This is a genomic window from Proteus vulgaris, assembly GCF_023100685.1.
Classification (GTDB): Bacteria; Pseudomonadota; Gammaproteobacteria; order Enterobacterales; family Enterobacteriaceae; genus Proteus.
This window is the reverse complement of the sequence record NZ_CP090064.1, coordinates 1656257-1682931: the sequence shown is the minus strand read 5'-3', so window position 1 is coordinate 1682931 and position 26675 is coordinate 1656257. Positions and strand designations below refer to the sequence as shown.

Sequence of the window (26675 nt, the reverse complement as noted above, 5' to 3'; positions counted from 1 at the left end):
TATCTCTTGGTTAGGGTATCTGGTGACCACCAGTATCTGTCCAAATTTGGACTGATATTTGATCTCCTCCAGTATCAGTCTGCCCTTGATCTGGTATCTGATTGCCACCCGTATCAATCCTATCTTGATCTGGCATTTGATTACCACCAGTATGTAATGGTATACCAAGCCTGCCACCCCAAGGTTCAGAGCCAAATATTAACCTTGCGATCCCTTTGTTATGAATTATTTGTTCATCAATATAAGCAACCTGTTCCGGTGAAAGGTTCCTCATCGCTTTTATATCACCATTTCTGGCAGCAGCTCCAGCATCCATGGCTTCTTGAATTTGCGCTGATGTTAAACCAAAATTTACCCCTAATTGCATAAGACCATTTCGACAGGTCGCATTTTTCATGCACCATTCGTAACCCTTTTCTAGGCCTTTAATGATTGGCTTAGCAGCACCTATCGCATTATTCTCAACCACCACTTTCCCAGCTTGGGCAGCATTGGCAACGCTGGTGCTATTATCGCTGATTAAACCGCCAACAATCCCTGAAGTTAACGTTGCCCATGCACTTATATTCTGCTTTTCAGTTTCGGTGAGTTCTTCGGGGGTTTTGCCATAAAGTGAGTGCGATAAAATCCCCACTGTTTCCCCTGTCATTGCGCCAGAAGCTTGCACTACTGCATTCTCACCTTTTGCCAACGCAAGGCCGGTATTCAGTAAACCGTGAGCTATCGTGCGCTGAATATCACTTTCAACTGTCCACTCCCAACTGACTATTATTGGTAAGAAGCTGAAGGAGAGTAAAGTCACAAGGTGGATCCCTTTGGGATCCACAATAGCGTTCGAGATTGTAATTTAATTTTCGTACTTAAAATCTATATTAATTTTCATTGTTTCTAAATCTAAAGTTACTTCACAGCCTTTCCAAATAGGTAGATCATTAGTTAAATTATGTTCTATATAATAATTTCTCAGTTCAACCAAATTGTGGAGCATATGTGTATTTGCAACACCACCAGCTGTAAGCCATTTCAATGAATTTTCATTGTCAAGATAATCATATTCATATTCACATGTATTACCTTCAACTGATAAATTAGCCCTCATATTTATCTTTTTAGCCTCATTAGGGGCTATGTTATACAATAACGTACCTATATTATTATATATTTCCTGATCTGTTTTCATTTTTCACCTTTAGAGTCATTAATAAACGTCCTTTCTATAGGGGGCTCATTTCCTATTTTGTATGTAACGTTAATACTACTTGGCCTATCACTATTCCTTATATATACAGGCTCTATCTTAACGCTTATCTCTTTATTATCTTTTAACGATCTTGCCCATATATTCTCCATTTTTTTCCATTCACTACGATTTAAATTAGAATTCATTGGCACCATGTTTATTTTTTCACCTGGTCCTGAAAATCTTGTCGCGCTTGCTGGAAGAGGTGATTTTGAATATCACGTTCAGTAACGTTATCGTTAGTTTCTGAAAGGGCTTGGTAGAGATTGATCGTAATTTAGATTAGAAAAACTAGCACCAGAAAATTAGTCCATAATTGCGAGTAAAAAACTGACTATCAGAGGTAATTGGCTGAGTGAGTTAGGGTTTACGATGGGTAGTAACATCACTCTCACCCGTCAAACCGGACGGGTGATTATCCGAACGGCTAAAAGGAAATGATAATATTAACGAAGATCCCATTGTAAGTTGGGATCTTTAGCAATTAAATAATGATAAGCTCACCATGTCGATCAAAAGGCACATTCAGATCATAGTGACGAGTATAAGCATTAACTATATGCCTTAAATAACTATTTAGATCCCATTCAGTAGCTTCTATAATTTCTTCATTCTCATCATATTGATAAATGATATTAGGTGTAACTGATGCTGTTAAAACAAAAAAGTATTGAGTATAACTTTCCACTGCAATAAAAAATGGTTTTTTATCTAATAAATCATATTGTTGAATAGCAGAGAGTTCCTCTCTCATTCCTGATTGCATCAATATACTTCCTCTTATTGTTTTTTGATTTCTATAAAAAAGAAGAGGATCATCGCCAAAAAGACCACCACTACAACGCCCTATACTCGTTAAAAAATCATATAACTGATCTTTCACTTCGATATCATATAAACGTTCGATTTTTTTTATTTCATCATCAGAATAACCTCGCATATAGCTAACATCAATAGGTAATTCTGGATAAACTGAGTGTAAATATTCGATTAATTTTATATTCATAGTATTATTAATTTCGTCTAAAGCTAAACTCAAGATGATATATTAAAAATAAAACTTTTACCAAATAGTGTAAAATCATTATATTTTATTTTCCTTTATATAGAGAATTCCAAAGCCAATCCCTGCGGGTATACCTCCGCCTATGCTTATTCTTAACGCTTGTTTAAATTCAATTAAACTAAGTAAAATAGGTCTTTCTGCATAAAAATAAAAGAACAAATCTATGCTAATATAAGTAACTATTGCAACAATCAATAATGATAAAGTAAATAAAATCATTAATACTATAATAAGTACAATAATATGAAATATTCTTTTCATTGTTATTCTCCAGTTTCAATAATTATGTCTTGCATATAACTTGCACTAACTTCCGCAGCCCCGCTATCACCAATATTACCTACTCAAGAAGAAATTCTAATTTCGGATACTTCCTGCATAATATAAGACTTTCCCTTAACCTCTGACTCTGAATATTTTCTCAACACTTCATTAAATCTGGGATTATTGCCTTTTGTTATTATTTTACCAACCCAATTAGTTACAGGTTTTACTATAAAATTACCTAATCCAAAGCACCACCTCCTGTCGTGATTGCCCCAATTGTTGCACTTTCATCATTTATCGTATTCGTCAATGCTCCTTCTGCTGCATTAAAGAAAACTGTACTTTTCCATCCCTCTCCTATTGTCATTACATTTACCTAACCTGCAATTATTGCATTCACTGGGTTAACTTTTTTTGAATCGATATATTGTACTTCTGAATTTGCACCTGTACCGATAAACCACATAACTCGCGCACTTGTTGAAAGCAAAGAAACACTTCCCGTACTACCTGTTGCTAAAGCATAGATATAAATATCTAAAATAGTTCAAAGTTTAAAATTTCATTCTGAAAAAATTATTTTAGTTTATTTTCTTTTATATATAACATTCCAATACCTAACCCCATAATTGCACCTCCACCAATACTTACTTTTAATGCTTTTTTTATTTCATTAACTTTAAATGAAATTGAAATATCTGAATAAAAATAAAAAAACACCTCCACTAAAAAATAAAAAATCATTACACTTACAAATGAAACAAATATAAACATAATCATTAACACTATAATAAGAAAAATTATTTTCACTCTTTTTTTTCCTCTTCATATTTTTTTTGTATATAAAAAACACCTAATTCAGATATAGCACTACTACTTAAGTTACCCGCTCCAGAAGGAATTTTACTTTCGGATACTTCCTGCATAATATAAGACCTTCCCTTAACCTCTGACTCTGAATATTTTCTCAACACTTCATTAAATCTGGGATTATTGCCTTTTGTTATTATTTTACCAACCCAATTAGTTACAGGTTTTACTATAAAATTACCTAATCCATATCCCATTAATGCTCCACTTCCTGTCGTGATTGCCCCCATCGCTGCACTTTCATCATTTATCGTATTCGTCAGGGCTCCTCCTGCTGCATTAAAGAAAACTGTACTTTTCCATCCTTCTCCTATTGTCATTACATTTACCCAACCTGCAATTATTGCATTCACTGGGTTAACTTTTTTTGAATCGATATATTGTACTCCTGAATTGGCACCAGCACCGATAAACCACATAACTCGCGCACTTGTTGAAAGCAAAGAAACACTTCCCGTACTACCTGTTGCTAAAGCATAAATATAAGCTTGTTGTAGCGCTTTGCCTCTCTGACATGATTCAGAATTAGAATTTTCCACACATGACATTCTATCCTTACCATATTCCTGTGCCAGTTGAGTATGCATTAGCTCATTTCCACCCAGTAAGTTATTCTCAACCACCACTTTCCCAGCTTGGGCGGCATTGGCAACTCCGGTGCTATTATCGCTGATTAAACCGCCGACAATCCCGGAAGTTAACGTTGCCCATGCACTTATATTCTGCTTTTCAGTCTCGGTGAGTTCTTCGGGGGTTTTGCCATAAAGTGAGTGCGATAAAATACCCACTGTTTCCCCTGTCATTGCGCCAGAAGCTTGCACTACTGCATTCTCACCTTTTGCCAACGCAAGGCCTGCATTCAGTAAGCCGTGCGCTATCGTGCGCTGAATATCACTTTCAACACTGTTACCTTGAATTTGGTTTTTCACTTCGTTAGCAAGATAAGGCGCGGAACCATTAGCAATCGCGGTAACAATATTGTTGCCCATTACACCTTGCGTAAATGCGGTGATGGCTTGGATTGCACGGGTATATTTACCGCCCGTACCAAAGTCGGATTGGTTAGTATAATCCTGTAAGGCTTGCTGGAAGAGGTGATTCTGAATATCACGCTCAGTAACGTTATCGTTGGTTTCTGAAAGGGCTTGATAGAGATTGTCGTAAGCAGTATCAGAAAGATTATCGAGTTTTGAATCAGCTTTCGCTTGGTTCGTGCCACGAATAGTGTCCACCGTGGTTGCTAAGTCGATAACCTGCGCCCCAATTTCGCCCACCAACTGTTGTTTTTGTTGACGGTTTTGCTCTTTCTCTTTGTCGAAAATTTTATTTAACGTGGTGTGAGCATTATCGGTATCTTGGCTTAATTGTGCGATATCTTGCTGTTGATTATCGCTATCACGCACAATCCATGTCCCTTGTGATACCGCAGATTGAGTGGTGTTTTCAGCGCTGTCACTATGGTTGCCTGCCATAGCTAACGCATGGCCCACATTCGCCAGCATATTCCCTTCAACGCCACCTGAAGTACTTACACCACCAGATTGATGCTCAACTTTATATTCTGCGTAATTATGGATATCACTAAAGCCTAATGTACCTGTATCTAACTGATTATTTTTTGCATCGGCTTTACTGCTGATCACCGCACCATCAAGTTGGGTATGTTTACCCACGGTAAGATCAAATCCTTGATTGCCTGCAAATAAGCCGGTTTGTTCTTCCACTGAACGGTATTTACTGTCCATTTTATCGCGACTAAACGAGATATTGGCTGAACCTCCCGGTGTGCCCATCACATTGACACTACCACCCACACTTTCGCTCGATTGCTTCGATTTGTAGTCATCAATGGATTGCTGGCTTTCAAGGTGTAAATCCCCACCCACTTTCGCAATAACTTTATCACCTTGAGCTTGTGCGCCTTTTAGGGTTGTATCTTGACCACTTTGTAAGGTAAGAGTTTGCCCTGCATTTAGCGTCGTATTGGTATAATAAGTATGATCGCCCTCTTCAAATCCCTTACCTCGGCTACCATTGGCATTAATGTTAACGCCAACACCGCCAGAGCCTACCGTTACACCAACGCCAACAGAAGCACTTTTACTTTCGTTTTTGCTGTCTGTTGTTTCTTGGTTTTGTGCTGACTGTAAAGTGATATCACGGGTAGCAATCAACGAGAGATCGTTGCCAGCTTGCAGTTCACTGCCCGTAACAGTGATATCACCTGTTTCTTTCCCTGTTGCGGTGATAGAGAGGTTTTCACCTGCACTTAAACTACTGCCTTGAGCAATATTTCGTTGGTGTATGGTTTCTGATCCAGAAGAACTTTTACCATAAGAAACATTAGCGCCAATTAACGTTGTGCTTTCATTATCTGTACCTGATTGGGCATTATCTAACGCCACAGCACCCACTGCTTGAGCACCAGAAAGCCCAGCTTTGATACTTTGTAAGGTACTAATTTGGCTATCGTCAGTTTCTTTGGCAGCTTTGTATCCCGCAATAGCGCCATTGATAGCACTTCCTGCCGTACCGCTTAGGGCAACCGTCACACCACTTTGTTTACTTTTAGTTCGACTTAATTCGGTATAGCTATTTTCAGAAGAAGAAATGTCAACAGAATCCCCAATAAGAGATATCTCCTTTTTGGCAATCATTTCACTGCCGTCTATAGTGAGAGCATCACCCGAATTTATGTGAATATTACCTTCAGTACTGCCGATTACACTGCCTTTATAGGTAATCGCATCACTGTTATTCAGCTGTTCAAAAGTTGATTTTCCGACGGTAAAACCAATACCGCCGGTACCGCCAATGCCTGATTTTTTGATCTTTTCTTCATAAGATTGGAACTCTAATTCTTGTGCCGTTGTTAGTGATAATTGATTACCTGCATCAAGATTAATATCTTGTGTTGCTATAATTTCACTACCTTGTGCCGTTAAATTATTGCCTGCAGAAACCGAAATTTCATTCCCTTTTAATAGAGAGCCTGTTGCTTGTTTATTATGAATTTCAGCATGCGTAGTGCGTGTTTCCGATGAACCAAACGATTTGTCTTTTGTGACACTATGGGCAATTTGATCAATTGAGGAGTAACCACTATTTAGCGAAATATCATTACCTGCATGTAATCCTAACAGTCCTGTGGCTTGAATATCTGTTGCTGTCAGATGAATATCCTCACCCGATTGCAATGTAATATCACCCGCATAAAGGCGAGAGCCTATCTCTTCTTGCGTGGTTTTATGCAGATAGTTTTTACTATCCCAATCTATATTTTCTTGGCGAACCGTATTGATAGTTCCTAACTCAATATTTTCACCTGCATTTAATAATACTTGGCTATTACCACCGGCTAAAATATCTGTTGCCGTCAGTTCTAAGTTACGTGTTGCCTTTAATGCAATTTCGCCATCGGGCTCAGTTAAATAAATGGCAGCACCACGATTTATCCATTGATTAGTCTCGTCACCTTTTATTGTTGCAGTACTAATAAGAGAATCACCCGCTTGCAAATTAACACGACTCTGCCCTGCAATTTGGCCACCCTCATTTTTAATATCATGCAACGCTGTTAAATCAACGGTCTTTCCTTTTATAAGACCTTGGTTTATTAAATTATCTGTTGATGCTTGTAATCCATTTTTACTTAAAATAGTACCTTGGTTTTTCAGCTCTGGAATATTATTTAAAATAACTTCACTACCTGAAAGCAATGCGCCACTATTTTGCAAATCACCAGGTAATACTCTGGCATAAACTTGTGGCACCAACACTTTTTCAACAGAACCATTAGGTAAAGTGATTTCCCTGCTGGTTAATAGCACCATATCAGCCGTGATCATTGCCATTTGTTCTGGTGTTAGTGTTACACCCGGTTTAATACCAAACTCTTCACTAAAACGAATACCTGCATCCATCAATGCATGATATTGCTGCTCATTATCATTATGCCCATCTAAATATTGATTACCCGTTAATTGAATAATTTGATCGCGTACTATGCGTTGTTCATAGAAACCATCACCAATACGTTTATGTGTGTTATTGTGATCAACCGATAATGCATTCTGCATATAATCTGAGCTTAACCACTCTCTTTTATTGGTAAAACGAGAGTCTGTTTCAACAATATATTGGCTATCTGTTCCTTTATTTAAGTTAAATAAACGATTCTCAGGTAATTTCAATATTGGTGCTACTGTTTGAATATTAACCTCAATAGTTTTATTTTCTGTTGGTTTATCTAATTGAGGTACTGTAATAATTTTACCAATAGGCTGTTGCACTATAGGCTGTTTATCTACATGTTTTATTTCAGGTAGGGTTAAATTTGGCTGATTAATTTCAGTCTGTTTAATTTCAGTAATAGAGACTTCATCACCTACTTTTAAAACTTTATTTTCAGCCGTTTTTTGCTCAATAGTTCCATCAAGTTTTTTTGTCTCTATCTTCCCTGATAAGATAAAATCATTTTGTTCAGTTAATAAATTATCTTGATGTTGCGTTAACGACAATTCATCAGCTAATTTTTCGGTGCCTTTATCTAAGGTAATAGAAGTAATATTTTCAGTATAAACATCAATACTCTTTTCTTTAATAGTTAGAAGACCAAACCTTGGCTTAGCCGATATAATAACTTCATCAGTTTTACTTGCTTCTGGGCGTTTATCTGACGTTTGATTACTGTTTTCTTTATATTCTAGTAAGCCCAATGGCAAATCAGTCACTACCTCAAATGGCCCATAATGACTACTTTTAGATGAACTCTCTCTTTTCTTACCACGAAACCCTCGTTTACCTGGGCGTTTATGCTTTATTGCTGTACCTTCATGGTATTCAATATGTTGCCCAGCAGTTTCCTGATTATTAATATGCATTCCATCAATAATCAGTTTTCCACCTGCAATAATATGGCTATTTATATTATTTAAATTATCACCTTTTAGTATAATATCTTTGCCCGCTAATATTAATGCAGGATCACGGTGTAATAACTTCGATTCTTCTGTAACGATATTATATTTAAATTCATAAAAATCTTTATATTGTCTACCATTAACATGTAATAAATGTTCACGCGTATCGATATTGTACCAAATCCGCTTATCATCAGCGTCATATTTATCACTACTGTAATCAACACCAAATTGATACATTGGAATTTCAGACACTTTTTCAGGATCACTTATTTTTAAATAGAGATCACGGTTATTAATTTCTGAAACATGAGCAAATAAATTCCCATTTGCTTCAATTGATGCACTTTCATTATTAAGGACATCAGCAGCGATACTTTCTGACAGATTTTTGGTATCAAAACCCGCAATTGCCATATCATCGCCACTATAAATCAGGGCATGATTACGATTATTTATCTTATTACTGAAAAGCTGTAAATTTTCACGAGATGCTAATACGGGCGCAATCTCATCAAGTTTCGCACTATTATCAAATTGCTGACTTTTTATATAAATATTATCGCCATATAGACGACCACCAACTTGGTTATAGATTGTCGTTGCAATTAAGGAAAGTTTTCCCCCGAAGGCATCAATCAACCCTGTATTGTGCAGATTATCTGATACTGTAATCGCCAGATTTTTAGCGCTCACTTCACCATTACGTTTTTCATACTCATCAACACTTCTTGCAATACGTGCTGTAATGATCTCATTATTTTTTACAGGTTCATAATTAGTAAAGCTTGTTGCTTGCAGTGAAAGTTGCTCACCTGCATAGATAAATCCACGATTATCAATTCTTTGTTCTGAAGAAAATATTAATGAATCCTGAGCTTTAATTGTGGCGTTTTCATCTAATACAAAAGCATTCTTGAGCTGAATTTCACTTTTACCTGCCGAGATAACGTCACCATCGCCTGTTAAATTTTCAGCCCATAAACGAAGCTGTGCCGTTGCAGCTAACAGCCCTTTTTTATTATCAATGGCTAAGTTATTTTTTGGTGATCCACCAATAGTTAATTCATTTGCGGAAATCAAACCACTTTGATTATTTAGTTTTTCCGTTGATGTTAATTTTAATAATTCACTCGTCTGAATAACACCTTGATGGTTAAGGAGTTCATTAGTTGAAATATGAATATTACTTGCCTTTAGTCCTAATTCATCATTTTGAGTTTGTTGGTTATCTAGTTTCTGAGCATTGAGGACTAACAAGCCTTGAGATTGAACCTGTCCTAATTGGTTATTAAAATCTTGCTCCAACGTAATATTGGTATTATTTCCGCTAACAATACTTCCGTCTTTATTATTTACACTACTTCCTTGAATAATAATATCTTTTTTGGATAATAACGTTCCTTGTTGATTATCTAATGCTTGTTGATTTAATTGAATATTTAGCTCTTCAATGGCTTGAATATAGCCTTTTTGATTATTTAAAGTACCAACATTTAATTGTGTTTCCGTACCACTAATGATGCTACCTTTAGTATTGATTAGTGTTTTTTTATTGGTATTTATTGATAACTGATTATCGGACTGTAATAATCCTTCTGTATTATCTAATTTTTGAGCATTAACGTTTAAAGTCGATTTTGCATATAACGTACCTTGATTATTCTGTAAATCAGCACTATTAATCGTTACTGTATTATTTGCAGTAATGCTACCGTATTGATTATCTAATATTCCACTTTTTAGCCAAATATTATCAGAAGAAACTAAATTGCCTTCACGATTATTGAATAAAAAATCACCATGATTTATTTTTAATAAACCCAAAGATGATATTTTCCCTTGGAAATTATTTAATTGGGGAGTTGTTAAATCTGTTTTTCCTCCAACAGTAACTAATCCCTGTTGGTTATTAATTTTTTCAAGGCTAGTTAGATCTAAATTTCCTACTACTGAAATTAATCCTTCCTGATTATTAAGTTGTTTAACTTTCAGGTTAAGATCATCTTTAGCAACAATACCTACAGTCGCTTTATTTTCAGTATTATTTAATTCGCCATCAGCATAAATTGTTAATGCTTTTCCCGCATAAATCAGACCTTGATTATTATTAACATCTTTTGTTTGTAATTTCAGCTTATCACTATTACTTGCAATAGTGCCTTTTGTGTTATCGAGTTGTTTTGCTGTAATATCAGCATATTGATTAGAAGCAATCTTTCCAAAGTGATTAATCAAATCACCACTATTTATAACCAGTTTAGCTAATGTACTTATTGTTCCATTTTGATTATTAATTTTTTGTTGTTGTGCTTTAATGATTAAGTCATTTTTCGCAGTAATTACACCTTTCTTGTTTTCAATTTCTGCTGTGGTCAGATTTAACTTACCATATTGACTACCAAGTTGTGCTTGGTTATTAATCAATTTACCACTTGTGATATTAACGTTATCGTCCGAAACTAATCGTCCTTGAGTATTAATTATATTACCCGTTTTTAGTATCAACGGACCTTTACTAATAATACCTTTAGTCAAAGTTTGGCTGTTATCTAATTGATTATTTTGAGTATCTAACGAGAAAGCGCCTGCTGAATAAAGTGTCCCTTTTTGATTATTTAGTGCTTGTGTTACTAATTTAAGGCCATTTGACTGACTGGCAATTTCACCATTTTGATTATTTAATCCAAGGCTATTAAGTAATAGTGATTTTGCAGAAAATAGATATCCAGATTGATTATTTAATTTCCCTGTAAATAAATTAAGTGTGCCTTGGCTAATCACTCCAGCATTAGATAAAGTGTTACTATTATCAAATTCATTATCTTGAGTATTAATAGTTAGATTATTATTAGCACTAATTAATCCATTTTGATTATTAATAGCTAGACTTTCAATAGAAACACTCTCTTGTAGGCTCCCAATTTTCCCTTTTTTGTTGTTAATATCTTGAGTAAAAAGAGATTGTTTTGTCGTCGATATTACTTTTCCATCTTCATTAATAAGATCACCTACATGGATCGTTAACTCTCCTTTGCTAACAATACCTCCACTCTCTTTTGTGTGACTATTATCAAGATGTTGATCATGGGTGTTAATTTCTACATTATTTATTCCCGTGATTAAACCTGAATTATTAATTACTTCACCACTATTGATAGTGATATTGTCAGACTGGCTAACTATTACACCCTGCTGATTATCTATTTTCTGTTTGTGGGTATTAATATCTAATAAGGAAAAAGCACTTATTAATCCTGAAGAATTGAATAATGATTGGCTATCTACTATTAATTTTCCAGCTTGGCTTGCTATTGTACCTTGCTGATTATTAATTTCATTAAAAGTTAGTTGATTGTCTTTTTTGGCGATCAAACGCCCCTGTTGGTTATCAAAATTTTTCGCTGTAATTTCAATGTTACCATGGCTAATAATACCTAGATCATCAACTGTTTCATTATTACTGAGTGACTCTTTTAGTATTATTTTGAGTTCTTCTGATGCGTAAACTAATCCTTTGTTATTATTAAGCTGATTTCCTGTTAAGGTTAGATTATTTTGTAGACTAGCAAGTTTTCCTTGTTCATTATTTAATATATTAAAAGTTATCTTTACTAAGCCTTCAGCACTTAAGTTACCTTGCACATTAAAAATATTACCTGCATTTAATAATAAATTTCCTTTAGTCAAGATCCCCTTGTTATTCTTAGTATCGCTGTTATCAATATCATGACCTTGAGTATTAACAAGCATATTCTTAAGAGAATAAATTAACCCAGATACATTATTTATAGCCGTTGAGTCTACTGTTAACAGACCATTATCAGCAGATATAATTCCATTATTATTAATTATTTTTTGCTGATGAGTATTAATATTCAGGTCAGTTTTAGCAATTAAATGACCTTTTTCATTATTTAATTCACCATTTTTTAAGATAATATTCTTTTGACTAACAATACCACCACTTTGGCTAGTATCAGTATTATTAATACCATATTTATTTGTATCTAATGCTAAAGTATCTTGTGCTGAAATAACGCCATAACGATTATCAATTTGATAGGTATTTAGTGTTACTGATGATTTTTCACTCCCTAAACGCCCTTTGTAGTTAATTAAATCACCCTTTGATAAAAGACTAACACTATTTTTCCCAATAACTTGACCTAATGTATTATTAAATTGTCCACTATTTTCGATCCTGACACTATCACGTCCTTCTATTTTTCCTTCTGTATTATCTATATTATTATCGGAAGTTACTGTGATAGTTTTATTTGAGGAAATCTGCCCTTGAGTATTATTTAGGCTTTTTGTCGTGATATCTAAAGAATGAATACTGGATATTTGACCTTTTTGGTTATTTAAATCTCCATTACTCGTGATATTAATTGCATTCTTACCAACTAATTTACCTTTGTTATTATCTATTGCACCACTTTCAATCGTAAGGTTATGCTTGCTAAAAATTTGGCTACTACTTTGTTGGCTTTGATTACTTAAATTTTCACCTTGTGTATTAATATTAATATCATAAGCACTGATTGAGCCATCATCATTATTTATTGCTTTACTAGCAATAGATAAATTATTATTTAGACTACCCAAAATTCCTTGTTGATTAATCAGATCATTGCTTTCTAATATTAATTTGTCACCAGAAACAATACGTCCTTTAGTGCTATCGATATTTCCACTTTTAATCGTTAATAAACCATGTATTTCAATACCTTGGTCATTTTCTTTCGTGAAACGATTAGTCAATTTATCACTTAACGTTAATAGTAAATTTTTAGAAGAAAAGAGATGACCTTGAGTATTATCTAACGATAATCCTTTAAGTGTTAAACTCGATAATTCACTAACAATTTTACCTGTATTATTTTTTACAGCTTGGGTAGTTAAGTTTATTGCTTGCTTAGCAAGCATTTGCCCTTGTTGATTATCAAGCTCACCACTTTCTAGTGTTAACTTCCCTTGACTAACAATACCACCACTCTTTTTTGTTTCACGATTATTGATTATTTGCTGATGGCTATTAATTGTTAAATCTTTACCTGTAATAATTAACCCTTGTTGATTATTAATTTCACCCGTTTTTAAATCTGCAGCTTCAGTTAAACTTATTTTCCCGAATTGGTTAATCAAAGTAAATTTACCTGTATTCAGATCTAACGTTTTTCCATCAATAATACCTTGTCCGTTATCTAGCCCTTCTGTTGTTAACAATACGGCTTTTCCGCCAATATTACCTTTATGGTTATCTAAAACCCCCGTATTTAATTGTAGTTTTTGACTAGCCTGAATACCTTGATTATCTTGTGTATCCTGATTAATAAACTTTTGTTTATTAGTATTTATTGTAATATTTAATGCGTGTATTAATCCTGAAGTATTATTCCAGCCTTGAGTTTCAGCAATAAAATTCGCCTTAGTTGCTATTTGCCCTTTTAGGTTATTGACTGTTTTGGCTTGTATGTCAATTGTTTTGCTGGCATTAATAACACCTTGAATATTATTGATATTTCCTGTTAGTAAATTTAATGCAATACGGCTAATTATACCGCCTGAATGCTGGGTATTTTGATTATTTAATGTATATCCTTTGGTATCAATCCACATGTTACTTTCAGATTGGATACTGCCTTCACTATTATCGATACCTTTTGCTGTAAAATGGAGCGTATCTTGAGCGAGAATAATACCTTTTTTATTATTAGCTTCGTTATTCAGCGTTATATTTAATGTATTGGCACCAATTTCACCTTGCTCATTTATCAATCGACCAGCTTGAAGTTGACTATCTTCAGATGTGATTATTTTACCTGAATGATTATTCAGCTCATTCATTAAGGTAAGTGAAATATTTTTTTCAGCCTGTATAAGACCTTTGGAATTATCTAATTGACTTGCATTGATTTTATTCTGGGCAGTTGCAATTAATTTACCTTCAGTATTGATCAAATTTTGTTGTGTTGTTATAGCAAGATCATTATTTAATGTTCTGATTTCGCCTTGATTATTATTAATTATACTTGCTTTAAGCGTTAACTGATCCTGAGTCTGAATTTTGCCTTGTTGATTACTGAGTGTTTGTTTAACTGTAATAAAGGTTGTTTTATCACCTGTTTGCTTTAAGGTCGCATTATCATGATTCAGATTAGTTGCAGTAATAGTTATATTATCAGCCTGCGTTGTTGCTTTTTCTAAATCAAGCAGTTGACCTTGTAAAGATAAGTCGCCCGCTGATAATAATGTCCCCTCTCTTCCAGAAAGATGTTGGGCTTCTATAGCTAATAGCCCTTGTTTAGGTAAAGAAATAATACCTTGCTGGTTATTCAGTTCTGTTGCTTTTACTATTAATTGATTCCCTAGACTTTGAATATTTCCTTTTTGGTTGTTTAATATTTGGTTGTTAAACGTCAGCACACCTTGTGCATTAATTTCACCTTGTTGATTATTTAACTCATTTGCATTGAAAGATAATTCACGAGAGCCTGTTTGTGTAATTTTCCCCTTGGTATTATCAATCAATTGAGGTGCTGTAAGTGAAACTGTCTCACCTTTAATTTCACCGTGGCGATTTGAGATATAAGTACCCGCATCAAGCACTATATTTTCAGCATTAACCTGAGCTGAGTCAGAAGTTACATGGCCTTCTGTCGCTTTTACTTGCAGTGATTTACCTTGAGTATGACTATTTGAAAGATCAATACTCTTAGCATTAAAAGCAATATTACTACTACTTAAATGTTGACCCGCAGAATTTAATTCATCCTTTATATTTAATGTCAACGTTGCAGGTTTTGAGATATTACCTTTATTATCAACGCCAGCACCTAACTGACTTTTTTTCTCTGCCAAATAATTTTTAGCATCAATCTGAATATTTTCTTGTGCAAGAAATTTACCTGCTTCCGTTTGAGAAACAGTTCCTTTTGCATCAACTTGAATATTATTTTTAGCTTGTAACGTACCACTATTTGCTAAATGGTTTTCAACAGTAACATTTAGGTTTTGCTTACCAACGATAGCCCCCTGATTGTTAAGGCTCGTTGTTTTTATATCTAATTCTGAATAAGATTGGATTTTACCACTATTAACTAACTGCCCATTTTCATTAAGAGTTAAACCACCAATATCAGCACCAATTTCTCCAGCATTACGTACACCTACACCATGTTCAGTACCAACAAGCTTTATTTTATTAGCATACATACCACCAACCAGTGCAACATCAATGGCATAGTCAGTTTGTTTTTCAGCTTTGTCATCCTGATTTACAATATTACCTTCGTTATCTAATATATTTTTCCCTGTAGTAATTTCTAATTTATTAGCTTGAAGACGTGAGTTTACTTCTACCGCTCGCGCTAAAATACGCGTGTAATCACTCGCTGTATCATTTAATCCATTTCCTGAAATAACAATTTTACCATTGTTAATTTCATATCCAGTAATTGCACCATCTTGCGTTAGTGCATTACCGGCAACTAATGTGGTATTTACTGCATTAATAAAGCCACAACCTTGGCAACTGATCCCTGCTGGATTCGCAATAATAATTTCAGCACGTTGACCTGCAACCTCAATAAAACCATTTAATTGGCTCGGATTTTGGCTATTAATTTCATTTAAAATAACTTTAGCTTCACCATTAACGAGCCAAGGGTTACCGGTTACCATGCCCGCTAATTGAGTTTGTGTATCTTGCAGACTGTTATTTAAAATTGCACCTTTATTATCAACATCAAACTGCGTAAATTGATTACGAGAAACGCCATGTTGATTCGGTTGTTGAATATTAACTTGAGCAAGCCCATTACTTGTCTGTAATACCGTTGCTTGTTGATTTTGAGGCGCATGTTGATCAGCAATAATTTGGCTCGCTTGTGCTGAAAAACTCACTAATCCCTGCATTAATAGTAAAATAAAGGCCACACTATTAAGTGATGTACGAATAGGCGATGAAATAATATTATTTCGTTTATTATTTTCACCACTTGATTTAGTTAATTCAGAAACGACAACCATTAACTGTCGAGTACGATTATAAATAACACGATAACATAATTTATTCATATGTAAGTTCCTTGTCAAAAAGACAATAAAATTTCACTTAATTATTATTTTTTATTTAATATTTGAGTTAATACTGTGTTTTAATAATTAAAGTTAATACTAAATCCTAAATTAACATGATCTGTTTTAAATCCATCTGGCTTAGATAATGGTGTGCCAATAAACGAATCATATTTTATTTTTGATGAAAACAATGAGCCTTTTATACCGATAACGCCACCTGCAAGATGTTTACCTAATAAGCGAGGATTATCCGTATTTGTTTTTAACTCACCATAGTCTGCACCAAGATAAATAAACTGTTCTGTTGCAGGATATCGCCAACTCAATGTATTTTGTAAAAACCAGCCTTCATTTGCGCTGAGCGTTCTTTCACCATCAAATCCACGAATAGACCAACGATTACCAATTGCAAATTGATCAATGGGTGTTAATGCATCGTGAGTCATTTGTTTGCGATAGCTTGCTTGGTATTTAAATTGCTGTTGGCCAATAGATATTGGAATATCTAATTCAGCGCGCCACGTTAAAATATTCGCTTTATCTGTTGCATAGTAATTATCAAGATACTTTTCTTCGTAAGCCGCCATTGAACCAAACCAGCGAGTTCCTTTTTGGTAATTTATACTACCGTCCAAAGTCCCAAAGCTAAAATATTGACGATGCGAGAGATTCACTAGCCAATGACTCACTCGCCGGCGTTGTATTTCAATTTCGGTATTATCAATATAATTTCGTAATACTTTAGCTTGAACACTATAACGTAATGTTGTTTTACTATTTTGATTACGAAAGAGAATGTATGACACACCTGCATTAACGCTATCACTTTCTCCTGAATAGAGAATATCTTTAATATGGCCTGCTACAGTCTGAGAGTAATCATATTTCGAGGCGTTAATATCGAATAACCAATAGCCAAAAGGCACTGAATAATGCGCCATAATATTTTGATTATTCTTACTACCAACAAAGTCTAAATCACGTTCTGTTGATAAATAAAACAAATCACTCAGCGCTAAAGGATTATCTAGTGCTAACATTAAACCACCTTGATAACGCCCTGTTGCAGGTGATCCGGCATCATTTATCCACAATGAAGTATGCCAGAAACGAGATTGTTTTCGCTTTATCACAATATCGCTTTCACCTGCATTTTCACCTGGCTTTATTTCCATTTCTGCACTAACAACCGGTAATCGTTGCAGATTTTCTAACCCTTGTTCAATATCTCGCAAATCGAGTAGTTGTTTTTTATGTGCAGGCATACTGGTATACAGCAAGGCGTATTTATCAGAGTCATCAGTAAACTTAACATGGCGAATAATGCCGGGAACTATTGTTAGATATAAAGTTCCACGACTAATATCTTGTTCAGGTACAACAATACGCGTGGTGATCCACCCATGCATTAATAACCGATTTTGCATACGAGTCACTAAAGCGTTTATTCCTTTCACCCCCAAACATTGTCCTATAAATTCAGTTTTAAAAAGGGGTAAATTAACCCAATGGGGAATAACTTCGGTATTTGTTATTTCAATGTGCTCTATTTGGAAGCAAAGCTTTTCTTCTGTTTTATTCTCTGTTTCTTCATATTTGCTAATATCAAAATATATATTAGGTATTTCAGGTGTTAATTGTTGGTAAAGTGCTTCTTGTTGACTTTGATTATGCTGTTGTTGCTGATTAAAGATTTCCGTCGCTTTTTCAGAAGCATCAGCTGAAGATATGGGAGTATTAAAGAGCGTAAAAAACACCCATAAATTTAAAAAGAGTATAATTTTTTTCATATTGTGCAATAAATAGAGTGTGTAATTTTAATTGTATTTAGGGTACATCTAATCTTTAACATTATTGATATTAAAATATATAAAGTAAATATCAAAAAATGAATAACAAATAAAATACCGTAACCTTGACAATGTAAAGATTAAAAAAATCAACTTATGTTAAACAATTAGCCTTATGTAATCACAAAAATTACTTAATAAATTAATTAATGTTAATCTTAATTAATTATAAAAATTAAAATAAATTTTACTTTAAATTAAATCATAGTCATTTATTTAGTTTAAATAACTTGAATTAAAATAATTTATTTATTATTGAAATATTTATTCAAGTTAAAATAAAACCTTAAATTAAATAAGTGGAAATAAAAATATCTTCCATAAAAAAAGTGGATACTAAGATCCACTTTTTTCTTTTTTAAATCACTCTATTTATCCACGGACAAAAATATTTACATCCACTTTTCCGCGATATTCACCTGCTTTTGTGCCCTCTGGTTTGCAAAGAGCCCATTTGATACCAAATATATCAGGTTGATTATTCCCCATATTGGTTCCACTTAGCTCAATATCTGTATTATTGAACTTTAATAAGTTGTTATTATTTTCATCAGCACATTTTAAATTCGGTGTTGAAGTTTGCTTATAAGGCAATCCTATAACCCAAGGCTTTTTGTTAGATACAGTGCCATTAATAGGTGCTAAGACTAATTTATTTACATTACTTGGATCTAAGCTTCCCTCTTTAATCACCGCTGACATATTTACAGGGTTACCTGTACCGCCACAGGATAATGTAAATACAGAGTCTTTAATGACTTCATTTGTAAATGTCATATTTTCATTAATTTGTTGATTAGATACACCTGTAACAGCACAAGAACGTTTTACTGTTACATCTGCAATTACGTTAACTTGTGCAAAAAAGTCACCAGCACCAATCCGGCCAAAACTACCTACGTAAAAAGGAGTGCCTTTATACGTTAACTTACCAGGCGTTAAATTAGCATCAATATAAACAGGAAATGAACTCGGTGTTGTAACACTAACAACTTTTGAACCGCCACCAGGAACTGTTGCTGTCGCATAATTATATGGCACAAAACATACATTAATATCGGATGATTCTTTATCAACAAGATTAGTGTTCACCTGAAAAAATTGTCCTGAATAAGCACTTTGATAATTAGAACTAAAACTAGATAAACTGACATTGAAGTTAAACTGTGGTGTTACATATACTGCAGTCCTTGAATTATTGGCATGCGTTAACTTCAGACCATATTTATTAGTTTGCCCAGGAACTTTAGAAACAAATGTAGCGTCACATCTCGTTTTTGACTGACTTAATGAAATAATCGCATACTTAGTATCCCAAGAAGAGTTACTGCTATTATCATAAACAGGGCTCCCAGGAAAACTACTAGTCCCAGTCAATGTACCATTTATATATTGAACTTGAGTGGGATTAATATTCATATCAATCACCCCAGTTAAGTTTAATGTCATCGCACCCATATCTGTTCCAGCTAAAACATTAAATGACGAAGTCATTAATACTGAAGTCAGTGATGCCATCATTAAATTACGCATTTTCATTGTTATGCATCCACCTATAAAATAAGGATTATTTTTATTGGCAAGAAAGAGATAAAATTCTTATTGGTTGCTTGCTATTGACTTCAATATTACTTAAGCCACTATATGAAACGTTGCAACTTTGTTGATTTTTATTACCCCATTTCACTAACAGCTTGCCATTATCAGGAAGTCCACTCATATAAAGCTGACCATTTTCACCAACAATACCTGTATTCAAATCATTAGGATTATCAGCATCAATTAACGTAGCAATAGCGCCAAATGGGACAACACTTTTGTTCTGAGAAAGATTTAAAATAGCTTGGAAGCCAATCTTTGTTTTAAAGGTAACCTTAACAATAGCGCCTTTTGTCGGAACTACATTTTGAGATGTGGATTGTAGAGTCGTATTATCAGGCAATGTATTAACATTTAATGCGATTGTATTTTGGCGATATTCTGTAAGATATGGTGATAACGCATATCCTTGTCCATTTATCGCACCATTTCCTGAACTTAATTCAGTGCCTTTTGCTCCAGGTGCTTCAACAATGGCCATACTACTTCCCATACTTCTACCCAGCAATAAACCACCTGAATGTAAAAGCAAACCACCATTCATGCTGCCATTAACGTTATAATAGTCACTTGAATAATTATAATTTAGAGAGGATGTACCGTAGTTACCTGAATAATTAGCATATGCTGAGCCATTATTAGATTGGCCTTGGTTAGCCCAAGATTGAGAAACACCATAAGATAAGGAGTTATCAAATGCACTGCCAGATAAACCAACTTGCTGGTTAGTTCTTCCATTATTATCATGGTTTATCATGTAAGTGCTATTAAAATTACTGAGCGCAGGCGAATTACTAAATACACTAAATGGAACGCTCACATTAAAACTAATTTGCCTATTTTCAGGCCAGCTATCATCTGATTTTATTCTATCAATACTGTAATTAACACCAAAGTTAATACCATGGATATTGCCATTATAGCCTGTCGTAAGTTGGGTAACATTCTTATCTTGTTCCCAATAATTATAACGGCTACCAGATAAATAAATACTACCGTACTTGCCTAATGATTGTGATAATGACGTTGTAAAACGACTTTTTTCTCGTTCACCTAACCACGGTGAAGTACCGTCTTTTAACCGATAATCTTCAGTATTAAATTGATTAAAATCGTAATAATCTTTAGTTGAAAAACGTAATGCCGTTAAGTCAACAGAGGTTCCTGTTGTGGTCATATTCTTAGAATAACGGAATCGATAAGATTGCCCATTTTGGGAGCCTATTGTATTAAAATCAGCATGAGCATGTGTGATATCTGTAGACAGAGCACCCCAATTACCTAATGAAATTCCTATCCCAGAAGAAATAGCGTAATAATCTTTCGCACCTAATAACCCACCATAAAGAGTGACATCATGAGGTAAACCATAAATACCACTGGCAAGCAGAAAATCTGCTTTTTTAGAACCAACCGTTGTGCCGCCATCAAATCGCCCAGTACTAATTTCATATTTCCACCCCCCCGGTCTTAACATTACGGGTAATGATGAAAAAGCAACTGTAAATGTCCTTTCTGAACCATCTTCTTCTTTCACTGTGACATCCAAGTTCCCTCCTGAGCCACTCGCGTAAAGATCTGTTATCTTAAATGCGCCGGGTGCAACATAAGTTTGATAAATGACATTCCCATTTTGTCGGATAGTAATTTGGGCATTAGATTGAGCAATCCCACTCACATCTGGAGCAAAACCTTGTTGACTCGCTGGCAACATCTGTTCGTTAGAAACTAAACGCATACCTTTCATTGGTATACTATCAAAGACATCATTTCCGGTTGTAGTTTCACCAATAATAAATTCCGAGCGTAAAGAATAAAGATTACGAGAAAGATATGTATTAGAAAATTTATTACTATTATTACTTTGAGTCTCTACATTATTTGAATTTCGGGTATAAGTCTGTGTCATTGTCGAACGTAAACGCCAATCATAAAGATTAAAACCAGCTCTTAGTTGAGCAAAAAAATTATCATTTTTTTGTTTTCCATTATTATTAACTTTATCAAAATGGCTATCGTTAGAAGAATGTCCTCCACTAAACATATAATTGATAAACATGGCAGAAACACCACTATCAAAAGAAGCTGGATCAATATAGCCAACGGCATCATTGGACATAACAATTTGAGGAAAACTAGTGATTAGTTTTAATTCTGATAAATTTACTTTTATTAATGCGTCAGGAATATATTCATTAATATCATAAATCACTTGATCGCTTTTTAACATGTTTAACTTAGGTATTACTTTAGTATTAACACCTAATTCATCTAATAACTCTCTGGTTATTTCAGGCACCACTTTATTATTAGGCCCTTTTACCAAATTAATGATGAACTCACCATTGTTATTATTATTGACATAAACTAATAAAGATATTTTACCTTCAGGTAATGCATCTTTTTGTGAAAATTGGCTTAAATCAATTTCATTTGCAGATGCACCTAATTGTCCATCAAGTAAAGCGGGATCAAAATAATCCTCTGCAAAAGAATTAAATGAGAACAAAATAAGTGATGTAAAAAAACTGTATCTAAACATTGCCATTGATTTATTCATTTTTACACTCTTAATATTTAGCTTTATAAAAACATATATTTTTATAAATTTATTAATTTACTGTTTTCATTTTTTCATCTAATGGGAACATAAACTCATCTAATACTTGCCAATGAATAGATGTAATATTTTTTTCATTCAAAAATAAGTATTCTTGCGTACCAAATGGAGGTACATTTTTCGATAACTCTTGCAGTTCAATCTCTTTTCCATTTATCTTTATTGTGTTAAAAGCTAAATAAATAGGTGAGTCATTTTTAGCTATTATTTTATTACCATCAATTGAAAATGATAATTTTTTTTCTGCATCTTTTATTTTTATACCTTCAAGAGATTTTGGCCGATAATAGACTTTAAAGTTTAATGCTCTAATAAAGTTCATCTGCACATTTGGAGTTTCTTCAGATGTGGATGGTATTAATCTGAATTGAGAAATATAAACACTCTCTCTATCTGTTGGTAATACACTTTCTGAACCAGTAAACTTAATTACCCACTCATAGTATTCTTCAGGTTCTATTTTTTGTAACAGAGGAGTTAAAATAAAAGGAGGATTCTCTTTTCTATCAATTAATTGTAAACCCGTAGATTCATCTAACCATCTCATATTAGCTTGAACGAGATACGCTTTTTTTTCATTATTTCTTAAGCCGATAGAAATACTTTTACTACCTTCATTATATGTCATTCTTTGTAATGAAAATTCAAATGCATTATTAGCAGACCATGCCAATTGGCAATAAAAAAAACCTAATATCAAAGTAATAATAGAAAAAACACGACTATTTAAAACGTTCATATCATTAGTCCTTATATTCGAATTCTTTTGATAACTCACCATAGTCGTTAATTACATGCCAACTAGCTTCTTTTATTGATACCTCTAAAAATTCAGTTTTACTATAAGGTGCTAACAAGAAAGTTTTATTATATTTTTCATTATTAACTTTAATTGATGTTAATGTCATATAATATTGAGTTGGGTTATCTAAAAACCATTTTCCTTCCTGTTCTTTAATAAAAATTTTTTTGTAATCTTGTTCTGAAGGCCTTGCTATATTTTCAGGTCGATAAATTACTTTAATCACAAAATTAGTTATTAATACTAATTTTGATTCCTGTGATTCACTTTCATTAGGCCGTTTAGTAGAGGGTATAATTTTTGTATTCAAATAAAAGAGTGATTCTTTGTCATTAGGTAAATATTGAGTATCTTTTAATAAAATACGTAAAGATGATATGCTCTTGTTTTCTAAACGAAATACAGGAGGAGTAACGATAAAATTAGATGACAAATTTCCATCAATTTTTTCAGTAACGCCAGCTTGTATTAAATAAGGTTGATTATCATCATTAGAAATATATACACTTTCACTTGAACTACCTTCAGAAAAAATAACGCGTGTTTTGCCTAAACTAACCCCTTGAGCGTTAGCATTAAAATAACTAAAAGCTAATATTAAAATAATGGAAACTTTTATAATAAAATTATTCATATAATATCTTAATCAACGATATACGAAAAAGTTAGCGTTGCTGAAAACTCTCCAGGTTCGGGATCACAAACTGTGGGATCTTTGCATTTGACATAGGTATAAAGTGTTTTTTCTAATTTATCTTTACTTATGTTATTCCAAACCGTATCTTCAGATTTAAAAAAATCCGCATTAGTATTAGATTGAGCAACATTATTTTTACTAGATACTCTGATACCAAAACTTTTATTGAGATCATCATTAAAAGTAATTGTATTTAAAGTGCTTTTTGCCTTCATTGTCACATAAGTATCAAAAAAGTCATTTGTTTTACAATCACTCAGCAATACCTTTATCGGAATAGGTTCTATAAGATTATTTTTAATTTTATTCGACTGAATACTGCCAAAATCAACTTCATTGTTACTTGTTCCTGAAACTGAGAGCTTACAGGTCTGTTTATCAATGGTCACTTTAAAGTCAAATTCAATACTTTGAGCACTAAAACTAATAAATAGTGCTGGTGTAATAAATAAACTTAACAAACTCCTTTTCAATAGAAATATATTCATATTTACTTTCTCAAGGTTGTATAAGTGTTAATGCTAATATTGCTTTTAGCGTACCGGGATTAACCGCTGAACTGTCTTTCTTAACGAGCTCGACTTCAAAATCTTTATTTTTATTACCATTTCCAGTTGTAATATAAACAGAACTTGTTCCAGCATTAAAATTAACTAAAGAACAATGCTCACCTTTACAATCGTATAGAGCAAAACTCGCATTAGTTGGATTATTCACCGGCGATATTTTGTTATTTGCAATTTGTGTTCCTGATCCCGCTTTTATAATAACTTCCATATCAGGAGTTTCATCAACATAATCTTGGCAAAGATAATTAACTGAAAAAGGTATTTTGTTTTCCTTTTTTACACCTATTTCATCAACATTTTGCATTAATGTTGATTGAGAAAATTTCACCGCTTGGTCTGATAAAGTAAAAGCACACGTTCCTTTTGTTACTGAGCCTTTTACTATTACAACCGCAGAGTCATCAACAGCACTATATCCATAAAAAGAGATACAAGTTAATAATGCGCCCAATACAATTGGTTTAAAATGTGGCTTTATGTTCATTAAATCCACCTAAATCATCTATTGTACGCCATTGAACACTTCCTTTAGTTACACCTGTAGGTAAGGCATACTTTATCGAACTATAAGGCGCGATCATGGCATTGTTATTGGCCAAACTAACATCTAGCTTTATATTGTTGACAGAGAACCCAGCAAAATTGATGTAATAAGGGGAATTATTGACTACTTTTAATTGTTTTCCTTCCACACTAAATCCTAATTTCTTTTGCGCATCCTCTGATGTCATCGGTAAGTTTTTAGGTCGGTAGAAAAGCTTTATGACATTATCAAATCCAACACTTAAGCCCGCTGTGTCAGAATTATTGTTTTGTCCAGGGATCATCTTTGCATGAAAATAAAAAATACTTTCTCTATCTTTCGGTAAAGAATTACTCATGGCATAAATTTTTACTTCATGTCTTGATAAATTATTAATTCTAAAAAGAGGTGGAGTGACTTGAAATACAATTGGGTTTTCATCAGAGGAAATATAGGCTTGTACCAAATAATTTATTTTTGGTTCTTCATTACGAACGATAACACCTACACTATTCTCACCTTCAGGATAAATAATTCGTGTAGCGTTTAAACCCACACCTTTGGAATAAGCAAGTGGTGATATAATCATTAGTAAAATAACAAAAAATTTTCTTATTCTATTTGTATTTTTAATCATTATATTTCTTCTTTAATGAGAGGCTCTATTAGATAGAGCCTCTAAAAATTAAGTAATATTAGTTATAAGCAACAGTAAAAGTAACTGGTACTTTTAATTCATCACTTGTTACTGCACCATTTGTTAAATACAGACCAGCAGTCATCGGAATACGACCAGTACCGTCTTTAATGATCTCTTGTCCTAATACCAGACCTGTTTCAACATTTGGTTTAACTAAAGTATTACTTGCTGTTGCTAACAATTTTACAGCTAAAGAAGCTGCTGTTGCGTTAGCAAACATTTCAGAATCAAAGTTTGATTTATTACCACGAGCATAAAGATTGATTGTTCCATCAGCTGCTAATGCTGCTGTACAATTAGAAAGCTCTAAATTAAACGTCTTGTTATCTCCTAATTGATCACCGACGTTTTTACCAGTCACTTCATCACTTGTGAAGGTACCCCAATCAATTCTAGAACCTTCTGTTGTTGAAGAAACATCACAACTTGCGGCACGAATTAATGCTTCGAATGACACAGTTGTACCCTGTGTTGCAGCAAAAGCATTACCTGCAACCATAAATCCAGACAACACGATAAACGGAGCAACTTTCTTAATTAAAGACATATTGTTACCTTTCGTTTTTTAAATAAATCGCCTATTGGAATTAGTATTATTTCTTAATCATCTTAATTAGATGTGAATTAAGAAAATATATTTTCTAATCCTAATTAAAGAGTAGCACAGCAATCAAAGTTTACTCATAAAGTGAGTTAAAATTGCATAATGATAATTATTTAAAACACTTTATTTATAAAGTGTTTTCTTTATTTTTAGAATATTTAACTAATCTTTAATTGAGCATCAATATAATACTAAAAAAATAAAAATATATATTTTTATATATATAAAGTTTATTTTTCATATATATAGACATATTCA

Annotated in this window: 18 protein-coding genes; 1 reads left to right on the top strand and 17 read right to left on the bottom strand. The window is 33.4% G+C overall.

Annotated features, from left to right (window positions below; translation table 11 throughout):
- Positions 1-10: 10 nt before the first annotated feature.
- The 3 genes from LW139_RS08095 to LW139_RS20720 are packed head-to-tail and all read right to left on the bottom strand — an operon-like array spanning position 11 to position 1386.
- Positions 11-802, bottom strand: coding sequence for a VENN motif pre-toxin domain-containing protein (locus tag LW139_RS08095; RefSeq protein WP_247851021.1), 792 nt, complete (start codon positions 800-802; stop codon positions 11-13).
- A gap of 45 nt (positions 803-847) precedes the next feature.
- Positions 848-1180 carry a hypothetical protein gene (locus LW139_RS08090; RefSeq protein ID WP_109395311.1) on the bottom strand — a complete coding sequence of 111 codons (333 nt, stop codon included), beginning with the start codon at positions 1178-1180 and terminating at the stop codon, positions 848-850.
- Positions 1177-1386, bottom strand: coding sequence for a DNA/RNA non-specific endonuclease (locus LW139_RS20720; protein ID WP_432652211.1), 210 nt, complete (start codon positions 1384-1386; stop codon positions 1177-1179). The genes LW139_RS08090 and LW139_RS20720 overlap by 4 nt, the downstream gene beginning before the upstream one ends.
- Before the next feature lie 226 nt (positions 1387-1612).
- Here LW139_RS20720 and LW139_RS20645 point away from each other — a divergent pair, with 226 nt between their 5' ends.
- A complete protein-coding gene (locus tag LW139_RS20645; protein ID WP_348983691.1) occupies positions 1613-1681 on the top strand; it encodes a hypothetical protein in 69 nt (22 codons plus the stop codon).
- A 43-nt stretch (positions 1682-1724) separates the two neighbouring features.
- Here the strand turns inward: LW139_RS20645 and LW139_RS08085 are convergent, their stop codons facing one another.
- From LW139_RS08085 to LW139_RS08025, 14 genes are all read right to left on the bottom strand, one after another.
- The gene (locus tag LW139_RS08085) at positions 1725-2246 is read right to left on the bottom strand and encodes a hypothetical protein (RefSeq protein ID WP_247851020.1); all 522 of its coding nucleotides are present in this window, start codon (positions 2244-2246) and stop codon (positions 1725-1727) included.
- 78 nt (positions 2247-2324) lie between these two features.
- Complete coding sequence (locus LW139_RS08080) at positions 2325-2567, bottom strand: hypothetical protein (protein WP_247851019.1); 243 nt, start codon at positions 2565-2567, stop codon at positions 2325-2327.
- A gap of 244 nt (positions 2568-2811) precedes the next feature.
- A complete protein-coding gene (locus LW139_RS20570; protein WP_282186886.1) occupies positions 2812-2940 on the bottom strand; it encodes a hypothetical protein in 129 nt (42 codons plus the stop codon).
- A gap of 209 nt (positions 2941-3149) precedes the next feature.
- Positions 3150-3383 (bottom strand): hypothetical protein, encoded by a 234-nt coding sequence (locus tag LW139_RS08075; RefSeq protein WP_247851018.1) that lies wholly within the window; start codon positions 3381-3383, stop codon positions 3150-3152.
- Positions 3380-16450, bottom strand: coding sequence for a hemagglutinin repeat-containing protein (locus LW139_RS08070; RefSeq protein WP_247851017.1), 13071 nt, complete (start codon positions 16448-16450; stop codon positions 3380-3382). Before LW139_RS08070 ends, LW139_RS08075 begins: the two co-directional genes overlap by 4 nt.
- Positions 16451-16530: 80 nt before the next feature.
- Positions 16531-18243: a ShlB/FhaC/HecB family hemolysin secretion/activation protein gene (locus LW139_RS08065; RefSeq protein ID WP_247851016.1), complete on the bottom strand. Its 1713-nt coding sequence runs from the start codon at positions 18241-18243 to the stop codon at positions 16531-16533.
- A 432-nt stretch (positions 18244-18675) separates the two neighbouring features.
- The gene (locus LW139_RS08060) at positions 18676-19842 is read right to left on the bottom strand and encodes a hypothetical protein (protein ID WP_227336701.1); all 1167 of its coding nucleotides are present in this window, start codon (positions 19840-19842) and stop codon (positions 18676-18678) included.
- A gap of 34 nt (positions 19843-19876) precedes the next feature.
- A complete protein-coding gene (locus LW139_RS08055; RefSeq protein ID WP_244179686.1) occupies positions 19877-22462 on the bottom strand; it encodes a fimbria/pilus outer membrane usher protein in 2586 nt (861 codons plus the stop codon).
- Positions 22463-22514: 52 nt separating this feature from the next.
- Entirely contained in the window at positions 22515-23261 is a 747-nt protein-coding gene (locus tag LW139_RS08050) for a fimbrial biogenesis chaperone (RefSeq protein WP_247851015.1), read from the bottom strand.
- 4 nt (positions 23262-23265) lie between these two features.
- Positions 23266-23958 (bottom strand): fimbrial biogenesis chaperone, encoded by a 693-nt coding sequence (locus LW139_RS08045; RefSeq protein ID WP_247851014.1) that lies wholly within the window; start codon positions 23956-23958, stop codon positions 23266-23268.
- Between the two features lie 8 nt (positions 23959-23966).
- Positions 23967-24509, bottom strand: a complete 543-nt coding sequence (locus LW139_RS08040) for a fimbrial protein (protein ID WP_210813857.1) — start codon at positions 24507-24509, stop codon at positions 23967-23969.
- 10 nt (positions 24510-24519) lie between these two features.
- Entirely contained in the window at positions 24520-25074 is a 555-nt protein-coding gene (locus LW139_RS08035; protein WP_166540627.1) for a fimbrial protein, read from the bottom strand.
- Entirely contained in the window at positions 25052-25750 is a 699-nt protein-coding gene (locus LW139_RS08030; RefSeq protein WP_166540628.1) for a fimbrial biogenesis chaperone, read from the bottom strand. The genes LW139_RS08035 and LW139_RS08030 overlap by 23 nt, the downstream gene beginning before the upstream one ends.
- A gap of 58 nt (positions 25751-25808) precedes the next feature.
- On the bottom strand, positions 25809-26360 hold the full coding sequence (locus LW139_RS08025; protein ID WP_109408894.1) for a fimbrial protein: 552 nt from the start codon (positions 26358-26360) through the stop codon (positions 25809-25811).
- Between the last annotated feature and the right edge of the window lie 315 nt (positions 26361-26675).